Raw genomic sequence first — 15,390 nt, 5'->3', positions numbered from 1 at the left:
CGGCCACGTCAGGCCGACAGCCGCTCCAGCACCGCCGCGATGCCGTCCTCGTCGTTGGAGGACGTCACCTCGTCGGCCACCGCCTTCAGCTCCTCGTGGGCGTTGGCCATCGCCACGCCCCGGGCGGCCCAGCCGAACATGGGGACGTCGTTGGGCATGTCACCGAAGGCGATCGTGTCCGCGGCCTTCAGACCGAGCCGACGGGCGGCCAGCGACAGCCCGGTGGCCTTGGACAGCCCCAGGGGGAGCAGCTCGACGATGCCGGCGCCCGCCATGGTCACCGTGACGAAGCCGCCCGCGGTGCGCCGGGCGGCCTCGGCCAGCTCGTCGTCCGACAGGGTCGGGTGCTGGATGTAGATCTTGTTGAGCGGCGCCGACCACAGGTCCGAGGCGTCGGTGAAGGGCACCGCCGGGAGGTTGCCCCCGACCGAGTAGCCCGGGCCGACCAGGACGTCGCCGTCCAGGCCGTCACGGCTCGCCGCCAGGTAGAGCGGACCGGTCTCCGCCTCGATCTTGGCCAGCGCCACCCCGGCCAGCTGACGGTCCAGGGTGACCGAGGTGAGCAGGCGGTGCTCCCCGGCGTGGTAGACCTGTGCGCCCTGACCGCAGACGGCCAGTCCGTCGTAGCCGAGGTCGTCGAGGATGTGCCGGGTCCACGGGACGGCGCGGCCGGTGACCACGATGTGGGCGGCGCCCGCCGCGGTGGCCGCGGCGAGCGCGTCCCGGGTGCGCCGCGAGACGGTGTCGTCACTGCGCAGCAGGGTGCCGTCGAGGTCGGTGGCGATCAGCCGGTACGGGAAACCCGCCGGGGTGCCGCTGCCGGAAGCCGCCGTGACGGAGCCGGTGTCGCTCACTTGGCCACCGGTTCCAGGACCTCCCGGCCGCCCAGGTACGGGCGCAGCACCTCGGGTACGCGCACCGAACCGTCGGCCTGCTGGTGGTTCTCCAGGATCGCCACGATGGTGCGCGGCACGGCGCACAGGGTGCCGTTGAGCGTGGCCAGCGGGCGCACCTTCTTGTCCTCGCGGACGCGGATCGACAGCCGGCGGGACTGGAACTCGGTGCAGTCCGAGGTCGAGGTCAGCTCGCGGTACTTGCCCTGGGTCGGGATCCACGCCTCGCAGTCGTACTTGCGCGAGGCCGAGGCGCCCAGGTCGGCGGAGGCCACGTCGATGACCCGGAAGGGCAGCTCGAGGGAGGTCAGCCACTGCTTCTCCCACTCCAGCAGGCGCTGGTGCTCGGCCTGCGAGTCCTCGGGGAGGACGTAGGAGAACATCTCGACCTTGTCGAACTGGTGCACACGGAAGATGCCGCGGGTGTCCTTGCCGTGCGAGCCCGCCTCGCGGCGGAAGCAGGGCGAGAAGCCGGCGTAGCGCAGCGGCAGGCGCTCGGCGTCGATGATCTCGTCCATGTGGTACGCCGCCAGCGGGACCTCGGACGTGCCCACCAGATACAGGTCGTCCTTGTCGAGGTGGTAGACGTCCTGCGCCGCCTGGCCGAGGAAGCCGGTGCCGGCCATCGACTGGGGGCGGACCAGAGCCGGGGTCAGCATCGGCGTGAAGCCGGCCGCCGTGGCCTGCGCGATCGCCGCGTTCACCAGGGCCAGCTCCAGGAGCGCGCCGACACCGGTGAGGAAGTAGAAGCGGGAGCCGGAGACCTTGGCGCCGCGCTCGACGTCGATGGCGCCGAGCAGCTGGCCCAGCTCCAGGTGGTCCCGGGGCTCGAAGCCCTCGGCCGCGAAGTCGCGGTGCGTGCCGTGCGTCTCCAGGGTGACGAAGTCCTCCTCGCCGCCGACGGGGACGTCGGGGTGGACGAGGTTGCCGAGCCGCTGGAGCAGCTCCTGGGTCTCGGCGTCGGCCTTGTCGCGCTCGGCGTCGGCGGTCTTGACGTCGGCCGCGAGCTGGCTCGCGCGCTTCAGCAGCTCGGCCTTCTCGTCCCCGGTGGCTTTGCCGATGAGCTTGCCGAGGCCCTTCTGCTCGGCGCGCAGCTCGTCGAAGCGCACGCCGGACGACCTGCGCCGCTCGTCGGCAGAGAGGAGGGAGTCGACGAGCGCGACGTCCTCTCCACGGGCGCGCTGGGACGCGCGCACACGGTCGGGGTCCTCACGGAGCAGGCGAAGGTCAATCACGCGGTCAAGGCTACCGGTGTGCGGTGACGGGTCTCGACTCACTCTTGCCGATCGCGGGCCCCGCGTTCCCTTATGCGGGTATTGCCCGGTGTGTACGCGCCTCGCGCCCCGTGGGGCCGCGAGTCAATAAAAGGTGCGGCCCTCCCTGGAAAGTGCCATGCGAGGGACGGCTGGTTGACTGGATTTCCTTGTGGAGAACGGGACTTGGGGACTCGGTGTCCACCGCGATCCACAGCCCGGGAAAGTTATCCACAGGCTGTGCGAAAGATCTGTGGATGCTCGGAATTGATCATTCCAAATTCCGGGAAGGCGTTGGTCCAAACCCTCTCCGGGCCCACTTTCGAGTGGAAACCGGGCGCACGGTGTCACTCCGGAGGATGGCGGGCAAGAAACAGGTGGACGAAGGGTGACCTGCGGCTCTGTGGACGAGGTAGGGGGCTGTAGGGGGATTTGTCGACTGCGTGGTGGTTCGTTGTCGACTTGTCCCCAGGTCGAGAAGCGGACCTGTGGATAACTCCTGTGGATAACGAAAATCAGCAGGTACGACGTTCGGCTGACCGATTCTCGCCGGTCAGAAACGGCCGTCCTGGCAGCGCGCCACCCAGTCGGCCGCCGCGACGAACTCCTCGTCCGACGTACCGGGCCGCAGCGGGTCCACGTCCGCCGGCGTGACCTCCGCACGGGGATACGACCCGAGGTACCGCACCTGGAGGCAGGACCGCTTGAGACCCATCAGGGCATCGGCGACCCGACGGTCGGAGATGTGCCCCTCGGCGTCGATGCAGAAGCAGTAGTTGCCGATGCCGGCACCGGTGGGGCGGGACTGGAGCAGCATCAGGTTGATGCCCCGGGTGGCGAACTCGCCCAGCAGATCGCGCAGGCCACCGGGGTGGTCGTCACGCTGCCACAGCACGACGGACGTCTTGTCGGCGCCGGTCGGTGCCGCGGGCCGGGCCGGACGGCCGACCAGTACGAAGCGCGTCTGGGCGTTCTCCGCGTCGTGGATGTCGGACTCCAGCACCTCCAGGCCGTAGGGGCCCGCGGCGAACTCGCCGGCGAAGGCCGCGTCGTACCGGCCCTCCTGCACCAGGCGGGCGCCGTCCGCGTTGGACGCGGCGGACTCCCAGGCGGCGTCCGGGAGGTGGGCCTTGAGCCAGTTGCGCACCTGGGGCTGGGCCGCCGGGTGGGCGGTGACCGTCTTGATGTCGGAGAGCTTGGTGCCGGGCCGGACCAGCAGCGCGAAGGTGATGGAGAGCAGCACCTCGCGGTAGATCATCAGCGGCTGGCCGGCGACCAGCTCGTCGAGGGTCGTGGTGATGCCGCCCTCGACGGAGTTCTCGATCGGCACGAACGCGGCCTCGGCCTCACCGGTGCGCACCGCGTCGAGTGCGGACTGGACGGACACGTACGGGACCAGCTCGCGGGTGGCCGTCTCCGGGAGTGTGCGCAGGGCGACTTCGGTGAAGGTGCCTTCGGGACCGAGATACGCGTAACTGGCTGGCATGTCCTCACCCTAATGGGCCCCGGGAGAGGCGGCTCACCCGTCTCGTACAAGCCCCTCCCCGGGGTGAAGCGCCCCCGGTTTCACCCCTCCAGCAGCCGCTGGCCCACGTACTCTCCCTCCGCGGCCCCGCCCGGCACCGCGAACAGGCCGCTCGCCTCGTGCCGGATGAACTGCGATAGGGCGTCCCCCCGGTCCAGCTTGCGCTGCACCGGCACGAAGCCGCGCAGCGGGTCGGCCTGCCAGCAGATGAAGAGCAGACCGGCGTCCGGGACGCCGTCCGCGTCGAAACCGTCGTGGTAGGAGAAGGGGCGCCGGACCATGGCCGCGCCACCGTTCTGGTCGGGGCGGGTGATCCGGGCGTGGGCGTTGATCGGGACGACCAGCTTCCCCGCGGCGTCCGTCTTCTCCAGGTCCATCTCGGTCGTCTCGGTGCCCCCGGTCAGCGGAGCCCCGTCGGACTTGCGGCGCCCGATGACCTCCTCCTGCGCCTGGAGCGAGAGCTTCTCCCAGTCGTCGAGGAGCATGCGGATGCGGCGTACGACGGCGTAGGAGCCGTTCGCCATCCAGGCCGGCTGGTTCCCGCCGTCCGCACCGGGGTCGCCGGGGACGAAAACGCGCTTCTCGAAGTCGGTGTCGGACGGCTTCGGGTTGCGGGTGCCGTCGACCTGGCCCATGAGGTTGCGGGCCGTCATGGGGTGGGCGGTGGCTCCCGGCGAGCGGTTGAAGCCGTTCATCTGCCAGCGGACGCGGGCGACCGACCCGGCGTCCTTCTGGATCGCGCGCAGGGCGTGGAAGGCGACCAGGGCGTCGTCGGCGCCGATCTGCACCCAGAGGTCGCCGTTGCTGCGGTTCTTGTCGAGGTGGTCGGAGGAGAAGTCGGGGAGCGGGTCGAGGGCCACCGGGCGCTGCTTCTCCAGGCCGGTCCGTGCGAAGAAGCTGTGCCCGAAACCGAAGGTGACCGTCAGCGAGGAGGGCCCCGCGTCCCGGGCCACGTCCGTGTCGCCCGACCCGGCCGGTTCCCCCGCCATCAGCCGCCGCGCGGTGTCCGACCAGCGACGCAGCAGCGCCGCGGCCTCCTTGCGGTCGGCGCCCGCCGCCAGGTCGAACGCGATCAGATGGCCACGGGCCTGCATCGGCGTGGTGATGCCGGGCTGATGTTTCCCGTGAAACATCACCTGCTCGCTGCCCACCGAGGTGAGGGGGGTGGCCGCGGAGGAGGGAGCGGCGGCGTATCCGGCGGCGGCACCCGCCGTGCCCAGCACCAGCCCGGTGGCGCCGGCGGTGCCGAGCAGCCGTCGTCGTGAGATGCCCTCGCGGGTGGTGTCCTGGAGGTCGGTGGGCCCGGTCCCGCCGGACGTCCCACGGGGGGCGCCGGAGACACGGGCCTCCGGCTTGGACTTGTCAGCCATGGTGCGGTTCAGCCGATCTGCGCGTTCTTGGAGACGGTCACCTGGTCGATGTCGGAGGTCCGTACGGTCACGGTGACCTCCCAGTCACCGGCGATCGGGATCTGTACTCCGCTCGCCGACCAGTGTCCGGTGGTGATGTGGTCGGGGACGACGGGCAGCGGCCCGATGTCCTTGGCCTGCTGGGTGAAGGCGACCTTCACCTCGGGGACGTCGAAGGCGCTGCCGTCGGGACGCTCCACGTAGAGGTGCAGGGCGTTGGCGCCGACGCGGGCGGGGTCGAGTTCCACGCGTACGACGCCCTTGCCGTTCCGGCCGCCGGTGTCGAAGGGCATGTCCAGGGTCACCGCACCGGTGGAAGGGGCGGCGGGGGCGGTGGAGGAGGCGCCGGCGGCCTTGGCCTCCTGCTCCGTCCGGCCCGGTTCGGTCTGGGTCAGTACGGTGGTCACGGCGAGCAGGACGACGGCGACCCCGGCCTCGGCGAGTACGGAGCGCCGCAGTCCGGAGCGCTGGGGGTCGGCGTCGCGTTCCTTCTTCTGCCGGGCCGCGTCCATGGCGGCACGCTGCCGGGCGAGCTGGGCGGCACGCCGGGAGTCACCCGCCTCGGCCGTCCCGGTTGTCCCGACGGTCGCCGCGGATGCCTTCGCCGTGCCGGAGGTCCCCCCGACGGCGGCCTTCCGCGCCGACTGCCCCCGCTCGTCCTTCCGGGCCCCCTCCCGCTGACGGACCACCGCCGGCCCGGCCTCCGCCAGCCGCGCCGTCCAGCGCCGCGAGAGGTACGCGATGCCTACCAGTACGACCACCAGCCCGATCTTGGCGAGGAGCCACTGCCCGTACCGGGTGTCGGTGAAGGCGCTCCAGGAGCCGAGCTGGCGCCAGGACTGGTAGGTGCCGGTCGCGACCAGCGCCACCACACTGCCGAAGGCCACCCGGGAGAACCGGCGTACGGCGCCGGCCGGGACCGGTGACTCGGCGGACGCCCGGTACAGGGCGACCAGCAGGGAGACGAGGCCGCCGAGCCAGGCGGCGACCGCGAGCAGGTGGACGACGTCGACCGGCATGGCGATGCCCGCCTGGAGGCCGACGGAGGCGTGCTCGGACATGGCCCACGTCGCCGCGAGGCCCGCCGCCACCACGGTCCCGCCGACCGCGAGCCCGAAGGTGAGGTCCCGCTTCTCCTCGTCCTCCCGCTTGTCGTAGGCCCCGAAGAGCACCGCGACGAACAGGGCGGCCGCCGCGAGCAGCAGCAGCCTGGAGACCAGCGCCGCGCCGGACTTGGTCTGCAGCACCTCGCCGAGCAGGCCCAGGTCGAAGACGTCGCCGAACGTCCCGGAGCCGGTGTAGGAGCCGCGCAGCAGGAGCAGCAGCAGGGTGGCGGAGGTGAGCGCCAGCCATCCGGAGACGACGAGCCGTTGCACGGCCCGTACTCCCGAGGCGCGCGGCCAGCAGGCGAGGACGAAGGCGGCACCGCCCACCAGCACCACGAAACCGGCGTACGACACGTACCGGCCGAGCCCGTACAGCCAGCCGACGGCCCCACCGCCCGGGTCCGTGCCGTAGACGGAGACGGAGGTGTCGGACGGGGCGCCGATGGAGAAGGTGTAGGCCCCGGCGACGGGATGGCTGTCCGCGGAGACGACCTGGTAGGTCACCGTGTACGTGCCGTCGGGGAGCCCGGAGTGCAGCCTCACGGAGTACGTGGTGCCGCCCGTGCCGGACGGCCTGCCCTCGTCGACGCGCTTGCCCTTGGGGTCCAGGACGCGCAGTGAGTCGTCGTCCAGGGAGACCGACTCGGAGAACGTCAGCGACACCTGGGCCGGCGCCGTGTCGACCACCGCCCCCTGCTGGGGATCGCTGCCGGTGAGCGCGGCGTGCGCGGAGGCCGGCCCGGCGGCGGCGAGCAGCGCGCAGGCCGCGGCCAGGAGCAGCAGCACCACGGTCCGGACGCGCGGGGCGATGGTCTGCGTCAAGGTGGTCCCTCCCTCAGTGTCCGGCGTGTTCGGATGGTGCGGAGTGCTCGGAGCCCTCGGAGTGCCCTGAGCCCTCGGTGTGCTCGGAGTGTGCGCTGGTGGGCCGGTACGTGGCCGCCTTCACGGGGACCTCGACCGTCACGGGGTCGGAGTGGGCGAAGTGCAGTTCGACGGAGACCGTCTCACCCTCTTCGAGCCGCTGCGTCAGCTTCTCGAACATCAGGTGGTTGCCGCCGCTCTCCAGCACGAGTTCGCCGTGGGCGGGGACGGGGAGGCGGTCGACCTCCTTCATCGTCCCGTCGACGGTCTCGTGCACGGTGACGTCACCGGCTTCGCTCGTCACGGAGGTCAGTTGGTCCTCGGTGTCACCGTCGTTGGCGATGGTGAGGAAGCCCGCCGCCATCGAGTCCGAGACCGGCTGAGGTATGTAGGCGGCGCCGACGGAGAGTTCGGCGCCCGACGAACCCGAGTCGGAACCGCCGCAGCCCGCCAGGACCAGCGCGCCGATCACCGTGGCGGCGGCGAGGCCGGGGCGGCCCCCTCGTCCCCTCGCGGCCCTGACGCGCCTCACGGGTTCTCCCCCTTGATGAGCTTGGGGAGGTCCTTGGTGTAGTCCTCGACGGTGGCGTCCTCGCCGTAGAGCACATAGCCCGCGTCGGACTTCGGGGAGAAGGCGACGACCTGGGTGCCGTGCGTCGAGACGATCTTGCCGTCCTTGTCCTTGGTCGGCGGGTCGATGGAGATGCCGAGGGTGCGGGCGCCGGCCTGGACGGTGTCGAAGTCACCGGTGAGGCCGACGATCTGCGGGTCGATGCCCTTGAGCCACTTGCCGAGTGCGGCCGGGGTGTCCCGCTCCGGGTCGGTGGTGACGAACACGACGCGGAGCTTGTCCTGCTCGGCCTGGGGCAGCTGCTTCTTGGCGACCGCGATGTTGTTCATGGTCAGCGGGCAGACGTCGGGGCAGTGGGTGTAGCCGAAGTAGATCAGGGTGGGGCTGCCGGCGGTCCGCTCGCGGAGGTCGTACTCCTTGCCCTGGGTGTCGGTGAGGACCAGGTCGGGCTTCTCGAACGGCTTGTCGAGGACGGTGGCGGCCTGCCGGCTGCTGTCCTCGGACACCATGGTGACCGGCTTGTCGCTCTCGGCGCCGCTGCCGCACGCGGACAGGGTCAGGGCGGTGGCGGCGAGCAGGGCGGCCGCGGCGAACTTCTTCTTGCGCATAGGAAAATGTCCCAGATGTGAGGTGCTCGGATGCGCGCCGGGCCCGTCGCGGTGACGGGTGCCCGGCGCGCACCGGACGAGAGGATGTGCCGGCGCGGTCACGTCGGCACACCGGTGCGGGCGTGGTTACGCCGCGGCACCGCTGTCGCGCCGGCGGCCCGCCAGCACGCCGTAGGCGACGCCCGCGGCGCCGACGACGATGCCGACGATGCCCAGGACGCGGGCGGTGGTGTCACTGCTGTCGCCCGAGCCGGAGCCGGACGCGGCGGAGTCGGCGGCCGTGTTCTGCGCGGCCGCCTCGGTGTCGTCGCCGGCCTTGGCGTCCGACGCGCCGTGGGCGTCGTCCTCGGCGGCGGACAGTTCGAGGACGGGAGCCGGGGTCTCGGGCTCCTCCTGGCCCTCCTGCGGCACCTCGATCCAGCGCACGACCTCCTTGTTGGAGTACGTCTGGATCGCCTTGAACACCAGCTGGTCGGTGTTCTCGGGCAGCGCGCCGAGGGAGACGGAGAACTTCTGGAAGTAGCCGGGCTCGATGCCCTTGCCCTCGGCCGTCCAGGTCACCTTGGTGACGACCTCGGTGAGCTGCTTGCCGTGCGACTCCAGGGGCTTGTCGAGCTTGGACTTGGTGACCTCGGCCTTCCAGCCGGGCACCGGCTGCGGCATCACGGACGCCAGCGGGTGGTCGGCGGGGAAGTTGATCTCCAGCTTGGTGGTGGAGGCGTTGTCGCGCTCGTTGGGGACCTTGAAGCCGACGGTCGCGTAGCCGCCCTTGGCGGCCGTGCCCTCCGGCTGCACGCTGACGTGCGCGAAGGCGGGGGCGGACAGGGCGAGGACGGCGATGCCGGAGACGGCGCCGGCGGCGGCGATACGGGAAGCCTTCATGGACGGGTACTCCGCTTCGAATGGGCCACCGCTACGGAGGCGGTGACGGATGTCGGACCACGGGAGGACGCGCGCACGCGCGTGTGTGCCGCACGACGGCGGCCCCTCCGTGCTCCGGCCGACGGGCGGAGACCCGTGGGGGCGCGGCCCGCGAGGTGAAGACCCCTCCGGGCGGCGGCCCGCGGCGGCGAGCGGTGGCGGTGGTCGCGTCGTGTCAGGCGGCGAGGGCGAACACGCCGCTCGGCGGACCGCGCCTGATCACCGTGTGCTGGAGCGCGGCGGTACGCGGTCGCGGCGGCTCGGACCGGGCGGAGCGCGCCGGGCGCGGGCCCGTCCCCGGGGCCGCGGCGAGTCCGGTGTGCAGGGCGCGCACCAGACGGAGCGCCGCGCGCAGGGCGCGGACGAACGCCGCCTCGGCCATGGAGTGGGCGGACTGCGCCGACAGTTCGACCAGTCGCGCCAGCGCCAGGTCGCCGCGGCGCAGCAGCCATCCGGCGGCCAGGGCGGCGAGGAGGTGACCCAGCAGCATCGGCAGGGACGGCAGCAGGGAGGCCGACGAGCCGGACAGGGCGTCGGCGGGGTGAGCGCCGCCCGCGTGCGCGTCGGCGACCGGGGCGACCCGGGCGTCGGTGAGGATGCGCTGGGCCTCGGCCGGGCTGATGGCCGCCGCGGTGGTCCCGCAGACCAGCCGTGCGGCCTGCTGGACGAGAGAGGCGTCGGACAGCGCACCGGTACCGCCCGCGGCCGTGCCGGCCGTCGTCGTCGCGGCGGTGCCGTGCTGGCCCAGCCCGAAGAGGCTGTGCAGGGCGGTCTGGCCGACGGCGAGCAGTACGGCGATGCCGGGCAGTGAGCGTTCGCGTCCGGCGAGGGGTACGGCGACCACGACCACCCCGAGGAATCCCGCGGCCAGCGACCACAGCGGCACGCCGGCGCAGGAGGCCAGGGTGTGCCCCGCCGCGGCCAGCACGACGCAGACCGCGGCGAACACCGCGGCCCGCAGGAACCGGAGATCGTTTCCGGAGCGCGCCGTTGGCGGGTGGGGGGCAGTCATGGCGGCCTCATCATCGCACTGGTGCCCCCCGCTCCGTACGGCAGGTCCACAAGATGCCGTACGACCTGAAGGGGCCGGAAGCGACCTGAAGCGACCGGGAAGATCACTCTTGGGTGCGATGTCGCCCCACATACACCGATCGGCGGGGGTGACGCATCCGCCGTACGGGCGGTCCGGCGTGTACACCGCGCTTACGGCCGGGTACCCGGGGCAATACGTAACGGTATGTCGAGCCGCGGCCGGGAGGCTGGAGCATGAGCATCTGGTGGTCACTCCATCTGCGGCGCGAGGCTGCGAGCGTGCCCCTGGCCCGCCGCCTGCTGATCGGCACCATGGAGACCGCGGGCGTCGACCCGGACATCTCCTTCGACCTGTCCGTCGCGCTGAGCGAGGCCTGCGCCAACGCCGTGGAGCACGGCGGTGCCGAGGAGCCGGGCGGCCCCTGCGAGGCGTACCGCGTCACGGCCTACCTGGACGGCGAACGCTGCCGCATCGAGGTCTCCGACACCGGCCCGGGCTTTCCCGCCGGCGGCGCCGGGGCGGGCGGGCTGCCTCCGGCGCCGCCGGAGGAGGCGGAGAGCGGACGGGGACTGTGCCTCATCCGGGAACTCGCCGACCACGTCCACATCGGGAGCACGCCGGGCCGGTCGGGGTCCGTGGTGAGCTTCGACAAGGTCCTCAAGTGGCGGGAGGACGCGCCTCTGGTGGCGGTATGACCTCGTCCGCACGACCGACGGCCGGGCACCTCAGGGGTGCCCGGCCGTCGGTCGTGTGCGGCTCGCCTCAGCCCTTCAGGGCCGCCATCCACTCCTCGACCTCGTCCGACCGGCGCGGCAGCCCGGCGGACAGGTTCCGGTTGCCGTCCTCGGTGACGAGGATGTCGTCCTCGATGCGGACGCCGATGCCCCGGTACTCCTCGGGCACGGTCAGGTCGTCGGCCTGGAAGTACAGGCCCGGCTCGACGGTGAGGACCATGCCGGGCTCCAGCGTGCCGTCGACGTAGGTCTCCACGCGCGCGGCGGCGCAGTCGTGGACGTCCATGCCGAGCATGTGACCGGTGCCGTGCAGCGTCCAGCGGCGCTGCAGACCCAGCTCCAGCACGCGCTCGACCGGGCCCTCGACCAGACCCCACTCGACGAGCCGCTCGGCGAGCACCCGCTGGGCGGCGTCGTGGAAGTCGCGGTACTTGGCGCCCGGCTTGACCGCCGCGATGCCCGCCTCCTGGGCGTCGTACACGGCGTCGTAGATCTTCTTCTGCAGCTCGCTGTAGCGGCCGTTGATCGGCAGCGTGCGGGTGACGTCGGCCGTGTAGTACGTGTGCGTCTCCACGCCGGCGTCGAGCAGCAGCAGGTCGCCGGAGCGGACCGGGCCGTCGTTGCGCACCCAGTGCAGGGTGCAGGCGTGCGGGCCGGCGGCGCAGATGGAGCCGTAGCCGACGTCGTTGCCCTCGACGCGGGCGCGGAGGAAGAAGGTGCCCTCGATGTAACGCTCGCTGGTCGCCTCCGCCTTGTCGAGGACCTTCACGACGTCCTCGAAGCCGCGCACGGTGGAGTCGACGGCCTTCTGCAGCTCGCCGATCTCGAACTCGTCCTTGACCAGGCGGGCCTCGGAGAGGAAGACGCGCAGCTCCTCGTCGCGCTCGGCGGTGACCTTGTCGGTCAGCGCGGCCTCGATGCCGGCGTCGTGGCCGCGCACGACCCGCACGGGGCCGGTGGCCTCGCGCAGGGCGCCGGCCAGCTCGCGCACGTCGGAGGCGGGGATGCCGTACAGCTTCTCGGCCTCGGTGAGGGAGTGGCGGCGGCCGACCCACAGCTCGCCCTGGCCGTCCAGCCAGAACTCGCCGTTCTCGCGGTCCGAGCGGGGCAGGAGGTAGATCGTGGCCCGGTGGCCGTCGCCCTCGGGCTCCAGGACCAGGACGCCGTCCTCGGTCTGGTTGCCCGTGAGGTACGCGTACTCGACCGAGGCGCGGAAGGCGTACTCCGTGTCGTTGGAGCGGGTCTTCAGATTGCCCGCGGGGATCACCAGGCGCTCGCCGGGGAAGCGGGCGGACAGCGCGGCGCGGCGGGCGGCGGTCTCGGCGGCCTGGGGGATCGGCTCCAGGTCGCGCAGCTCGGTGTCGGCCCAGCCGGACTTCATGTTCTCGGCCAGCTCGTCGGACACGCCCGGGTACAGGCCGTTCTTGCGCTGCTTGATCGGCTCCTCGGTCTCGTCCGGGTTCTCCGGGTTCTCCGGGTTCTCCGGGGTGAGCTCCTCCGCCACGGTCATCCTCCTAGATACGGCACTGGACCATCCCCCATCGTACGGTCGTACGGAAGGGGGCCCAGGGCCGAAGGGCCTGTTACACGGAGGCGCTACCGTCCGTTATGCGTGACGGACCCGGCGTAGGTGTCCGTTAATCGAACCGTGTTCGTCAATCGAACCGCACCGCGAGCAGGACCACGTCCTCCGCGGACTCCGCCTCGGCCTTCCCGTCCGGCAGCACGGTGCGCAGGACGTGTTCGGCCACGGCGTCCGGGTCCTGCCGCGCGGCCCGGGGGACCCCGGCCGCCGCCGCGTGCAGGCGGGCGAACGCGCGGTCGGCCGTGTCGCCGGTGCGGCGCAGCAGTCCGTCGGTGTACAGCAGAACCGTCTCTCCGGGCTCGGCCTGCACCTCCACGCTCGGCGCCTCCCAGCAGGCGAGCATGCCCAGCGGCGCGGAGACGGAGGTCTCGACGTACTCGGTGCGCCGTTCCCCGATCAGCAGCGGCGGGCTGTGTCCGGCGCCGGCCAGGGTGATCCGGCGCAGCGCGGGCTCGCAGTAGCCGAACAGGGCGGTGGCCGAACGGGCGGGCTCGGTGAGCCGCAGCAGCAGCTCCAGGTCGGAGAGGACCGCGACCGGGTCCTCGCCCTCCATCACGGCGTACGCCCGCAGGGAGGCGCGCAGCCGGCCCATCGCGGCGACGGCGCTGGGCCCGGACCCGGTGACGGACCCGACGGCGAGTCCGAGGGCGGCGTCCGGCAGCGGCAGGGCGTCGTACCAGTCGCCGCCGCCGCGCGGCCCGGTGCGGTGCCGGGCGGCGAGCCGCACACCGGGCACCCTCGGGAGGCGGGAGGGGAGCAACTCCTCGGCCAGGGTCGCCATGGAGGCCCTGGTGCGCTCGACCTCCAGGAGCCGGGTCAGGTGCGGGACGGCGCTGCGGGTGTAGAGGCCGGCGAGATGGCGCTGCCGGTCGTCCGGCTCGGCCGGCTCGTCGTAGAGCCATACGGCCGCGCCCAGGCGGCCGGCGTCGGCGCTCCCGGAGCCCTCGGCGCGCCGAACGGCCTCGGTGCCTCCGGCGCCGTCCCCGGCCTCGGAGGTCAGGGCCAGCGCGTAACTGGCGGCGTAGCCGAGGCGGGCGGCGACCTCGCGGTGGCGGGGGTCGAGATTCTCCTCGGCGAACAGGTCGGGCCGGGCGAGTCCTTCCTCGCCGACCGGCAGCCCGTCCAGGATCCGCCCGTGGGACAGGGCGCTGCGGGGCACCGTCTCGATGTGGCCGAGGTCGGCGCGGGCGAGCCCGAGCCCGACGGTGGTCTCCGGGCCGAGTCCGTCGGCCGGTTCCAGCGCGACGAGTCCGCGCCGGGCGCCCACCAGGGCGGCTCCGGCGCGCAGCAGTTCCTGGAGTCCGTCGGCCAGGGAGTCCGTACGGATCAGTCGTTCGGTCAGTTCGTGCAGGGTGGTGAGGTCCGAGACCCAGCCGGCGAGCCGGTCCTGGAGCAGCATGCCGGGGGCGCAGGGGGTGCCCGGGGCGTCCGTGACGTCGGCCGCGTCCGGGGCGTTGTGCGGCGCGGTCGGCGACGTGCTCGCGGCGGCGGACGCGACAGTGTGTGCGGGGGACGGAACCGTTGAATCGATTCCGGCCACTTTCGCAGGGTGCGGGGCGTTCATGGCGTCCGGCTTTCCGACCGGCGCTTACTGCTCAAAAGCATCGCAAACCCCCATGTCATTCTGCGCCGCCAGCAGTGTCTCCACATGTACACGCACTCGTAAGGAGATGTCCAGCATTGTCCTGCTGGGATTCCTGGTGTCCGTGGGGCGGGAGTGTCCTCCTGTCCGACCTCTTGCGGAAATGTGAAATTGGCTTGAAACTGCCCCAGAGGACGCCTTGTTGCGGTCGACTGGGGGTGCTTTACGGAGCGTCACAGCGGTCGTGATGGGTACGTACTCCGGGAAGGCCAGGGGTGGTTGGGACCACCCGGAACCTGGCGACGGACCCGGGCGTCCTATCCACCGACGACCGTGCCCCATCCTCCCGTGGCGGAGGCGGAGAGAAATACGCGCGACGGCAAAACGCCAGACTTCGCCACCCCCGCGCCACGCCCATGCTTTTGATGGACGCAGTGCGGACGTACCGTCCCGGACGCAGTCAGTGCTCGGCCCTCAGGGCTTCTCCTTGCCCTCGGCGGAGACGTCGTCGGCGGAAGATGGCCCCTCGACAGGGGTGTGATGCGCCACCAGCTACGCACAGCGAAGAGATCGACACATGGTGATGTGACCTCGGTGTTGCCAGGCGTGCAACGGAAAGGAACGAGCGCTCATGCGCGAGATCCTCGGAAGGCGACGCAGGCTCTTGTCCCAGCACGACGACGGGCGGCCTGAGCTCATCGAAGCGGCCCTGACCTACGCGACGCGATGGCGATGGCCCGTGCTCCCGGGCGTGGCGGCGGACCCACGGGCGCGCTCGCGCTGCGGCTGTCCCGACCCCGAGTGCACGGTGCCGGGCGCGCACCCCTTCGACCCCGGGCTGCTCGCGGCCACCACCGACGCGCGCATGGTGCGCTGGTGGTGGGCCAACCGGCCGGCCGCGCCGATCGTCCTGGCCACCGGGGGCAGCGCCCCGTGCGCCGTCTCCCTGCCCGCCCTGCCGGCCGCCCGGGCGCTGGCCGCGCTCGACCGCGCCGGCATCCGGCTCGGTCCGGTCGTCGCCTCGCCCACCCGCTGGTCGCTGCTGGTGCGGCCGTACACCATGGAGCAGCTCGGCGAGCTGCTGTACGCCAAGGACTTCGTCCCCGGCTCCCTGAGGTTCCACGGGGAGGGCGGCTACATCGCGCTGCCGCCCTCCGAGACCGGCCCGGGCGCCGTCCGCTGGGAGCGGGCGCCGCTGCCCGGCTCTTCCTCGCCCTGGGTGCCCGATGTGGAGGCCGTGGTCGACGCGGTGGTCGACGCCCTCACTCGTACGGGTGTGAGCGCGCCCGAGTTGTAGGGGTGTCCGGCG

13 protein-coding genes are annotated in these 15,390 nt (G+C 72.2%); 2 read left to right on the top strand and 11 right to left on the bottom strand.

Annotation, left to right across the window (positions count from 1 at the left end; translation table 11 throughout):
- Nucleotides 1–8: 8 nt before the first annotated feature.
- From ACFZP7_RS17285 to ACFZP7_RS17245, 9 genes are all read right to left on the bottom strand, one after another.
- Complete coding sequence (locus ACFZP7_RS17285; protein ID WP_030971473.1) at nucleotides 9–854, bottom strand: HAD family hydrolase; 846 nt, start codon at nucleotides 852–854, stop codon at nucleotides 9–11.
- Nucleotides 851–2,128 carry a serine--tRNA ligase gene (gene serS / locus ACFZP7_RS17280; RefSeq protein ID WP_037822049.1) on the bottom strand — a complete coding sequence of 426 codons (1,278 nt, stop codon included), beginning with the start codon at nucleotides 2,126–2,128 and terminating at the stop codon, nucleotides 851–853. Before serS ends, ACFZP7_RS17285 begins: the two co-directional genes overlap by 4 nt.
- 571 nt (nucleotides 2,129–2,699) lie before the next feature.
- The gene (pheA, locus tag ACFZP7_RS17275; protein ID WP_030971475.1) at nucleotides 2,700–3,632 is read right to left on the bottom strand and encodes a prephenate dehydratase; all 933 of its coding nucleotides are present in this window, start codon (nucleotides 3,630–3,632) and stop codon (nucleotides 2,700–2,702) included.
- Nucleotides 3,633–3,712: 80 nt separating this feature from the next.
- A complete protein-coding gene (efeB, locus tag ACFZP7_RS17270; protein WP_385634745.1) occupies nucleotides 3,713–5,041 on the bottom strand; it encodes an iron uptake transporter deferrochelatase/peroxidase subunit in 1,329 nt (442 codons plus the stop codon).
- An 8-nt stretch (nucleotides 5,042–5,049) separates the two neighbouring features.
- Nucleotides 5,050–7,008 carry a copper resistance CopC/CopD family protein gene (locus ACFZP7_RS17265; protein ID WP_385634744.1) on the bottom strand — a complete coding sequence of 653 codons (1,959 nt, stop codon included), beginning with the start codon at nucleotides 7,006–7,008 and terminating at the stop codon, nucleotides 5,050–5,052.
- Between the two features lie 13 nt (nucleotides 7,009–7,021).
- Entirely contained in the window at nucleotides 7,022–7,579 is a 558-nt protein-coding gene (locus tag ACFZP7_RS17260; protein WP_385634743.1) for a copper chaperone PCu(A)C, read from the bottom strand.
- Nucleotides 7,576–8,226: an SCO family protein gene (locus tag ACFZP7_RS17255; protein ID WP_030971482.1), complete on the bottom strand. Its 651-nt coding sequence runs from the start codon at nucleotides 8,224–8,226 to the stop codon at nucleotides 7,576–7,578. The genes ACFZP7_RS17260 and ACFZP7_RS17255 overlap by 4 nt, the downstream gene beginning before the upstream one ends.
- A gap of 126 nt (nucleotides 8,227–8,352) precedes the next feature.
- The gene (locus tag ACFZP7_RS17250) at nucleotides 8,353–9,108 is read right to left on the bottom strand and encodes a YcnI family protein (RefSeq protein WP_385634742.1); all 756 of its coding nucleotides are present in this window, start codon (nucleotides 9,106–9,108) and stop codon (nucleotides 8,353–8,355) included.
- Nucleotides 9,109–9,322: 214 nt separating this feature from the next.
- Entirely contained in the window at nucleotides 9,323–10,159 is an 837-nt protein-coding gene (locus ACFZP7_RS17245; RefSeq protein WP_046248310.1) for a hypothetical protein, read from the bottom strand.
- 254 nt (nucleotides 10,160–10,413) lie between these two features.
- Between ACFZP7_RS17245 and ACFZP7_RS17240 the strand changes: the two genes are divergently transcribed.
- On the top strand, nucleotides 10,414–10,875 hold the full coding sequence (locus ACFZP7_RS17240; RefSeq protein ID WP_385634741.1) for an ATP-binding protein: 462 nt from the start codon (nucleotides 10,414–10,416) through the stop codon (nucleotides 10,873–10,875).
- Between the two features lie 67 nt (nucleotides 10,876–10,942).
- Here the strand turns inward: ACFZP7_RS17240 and ACFZP7_RS17235 are convergent, their stop codons facing one another.
- Nucleotides 10,943–12,418, bottom strand: a complete 1,476-nt coding sequence (locus ACFZP7_RS17235) for an aminopeptidase P family protein (protein WP_385634740.1) — start codon at nucleotides 12,416–12,418, stop codon at nucleotides 10,943–10,945.
- 151 nt (nucleotides 12,419–12,569) lie between these two features.
- Nucleotides 12,570–14,063, bottom strand: coding sequence for a PP2C family protein-serine/threonine phosphatase (locus tag ACFZP7_RS17230; RefSeq protein WP_385634739.1), 1,494 nt, complete (start codon nucleotides 14,061–14,063; stop codon nucleotides 12,570–12,572).
- Between the two features lie 649 nt (nucleotides 14,064–14,712).
- Here ACFZP7_RS17230 and ACFZP7_RS17225 point away from each other — a divergent pair.
- The gene (locus tag ACFZP7_RS17225) at nucleotides 14,713–15,378 is read left to right on the top strand and encodes a bifunctional DNA primase/polymerase (protein ID WP_192341927.1); all 666 of its coding nucleotides are present in this window, start codon (nucleotides 14,713–14,715) and stop codon (nucleotides 15,376–15,378) included.
- Nucleotides 15,379–15,390 lie beyond the last annotated feature (12 nt).

The organism is Streptomyces sp. SudanB5_2050, assembly GCF_964272335.1.
Taxonomy (GTDB): domain Bacteria; phylum Actinomycetota; class Actinomycetes; order Streptomycetales; family Streptomycetaceae; genus Streptomyces; species Streptomyces rochei.
The sequence above is the reverse complement of the archived record's forward strand: the minus strand, read 5'-3'. Positions and strand labels throughout refer to the sequence as shown.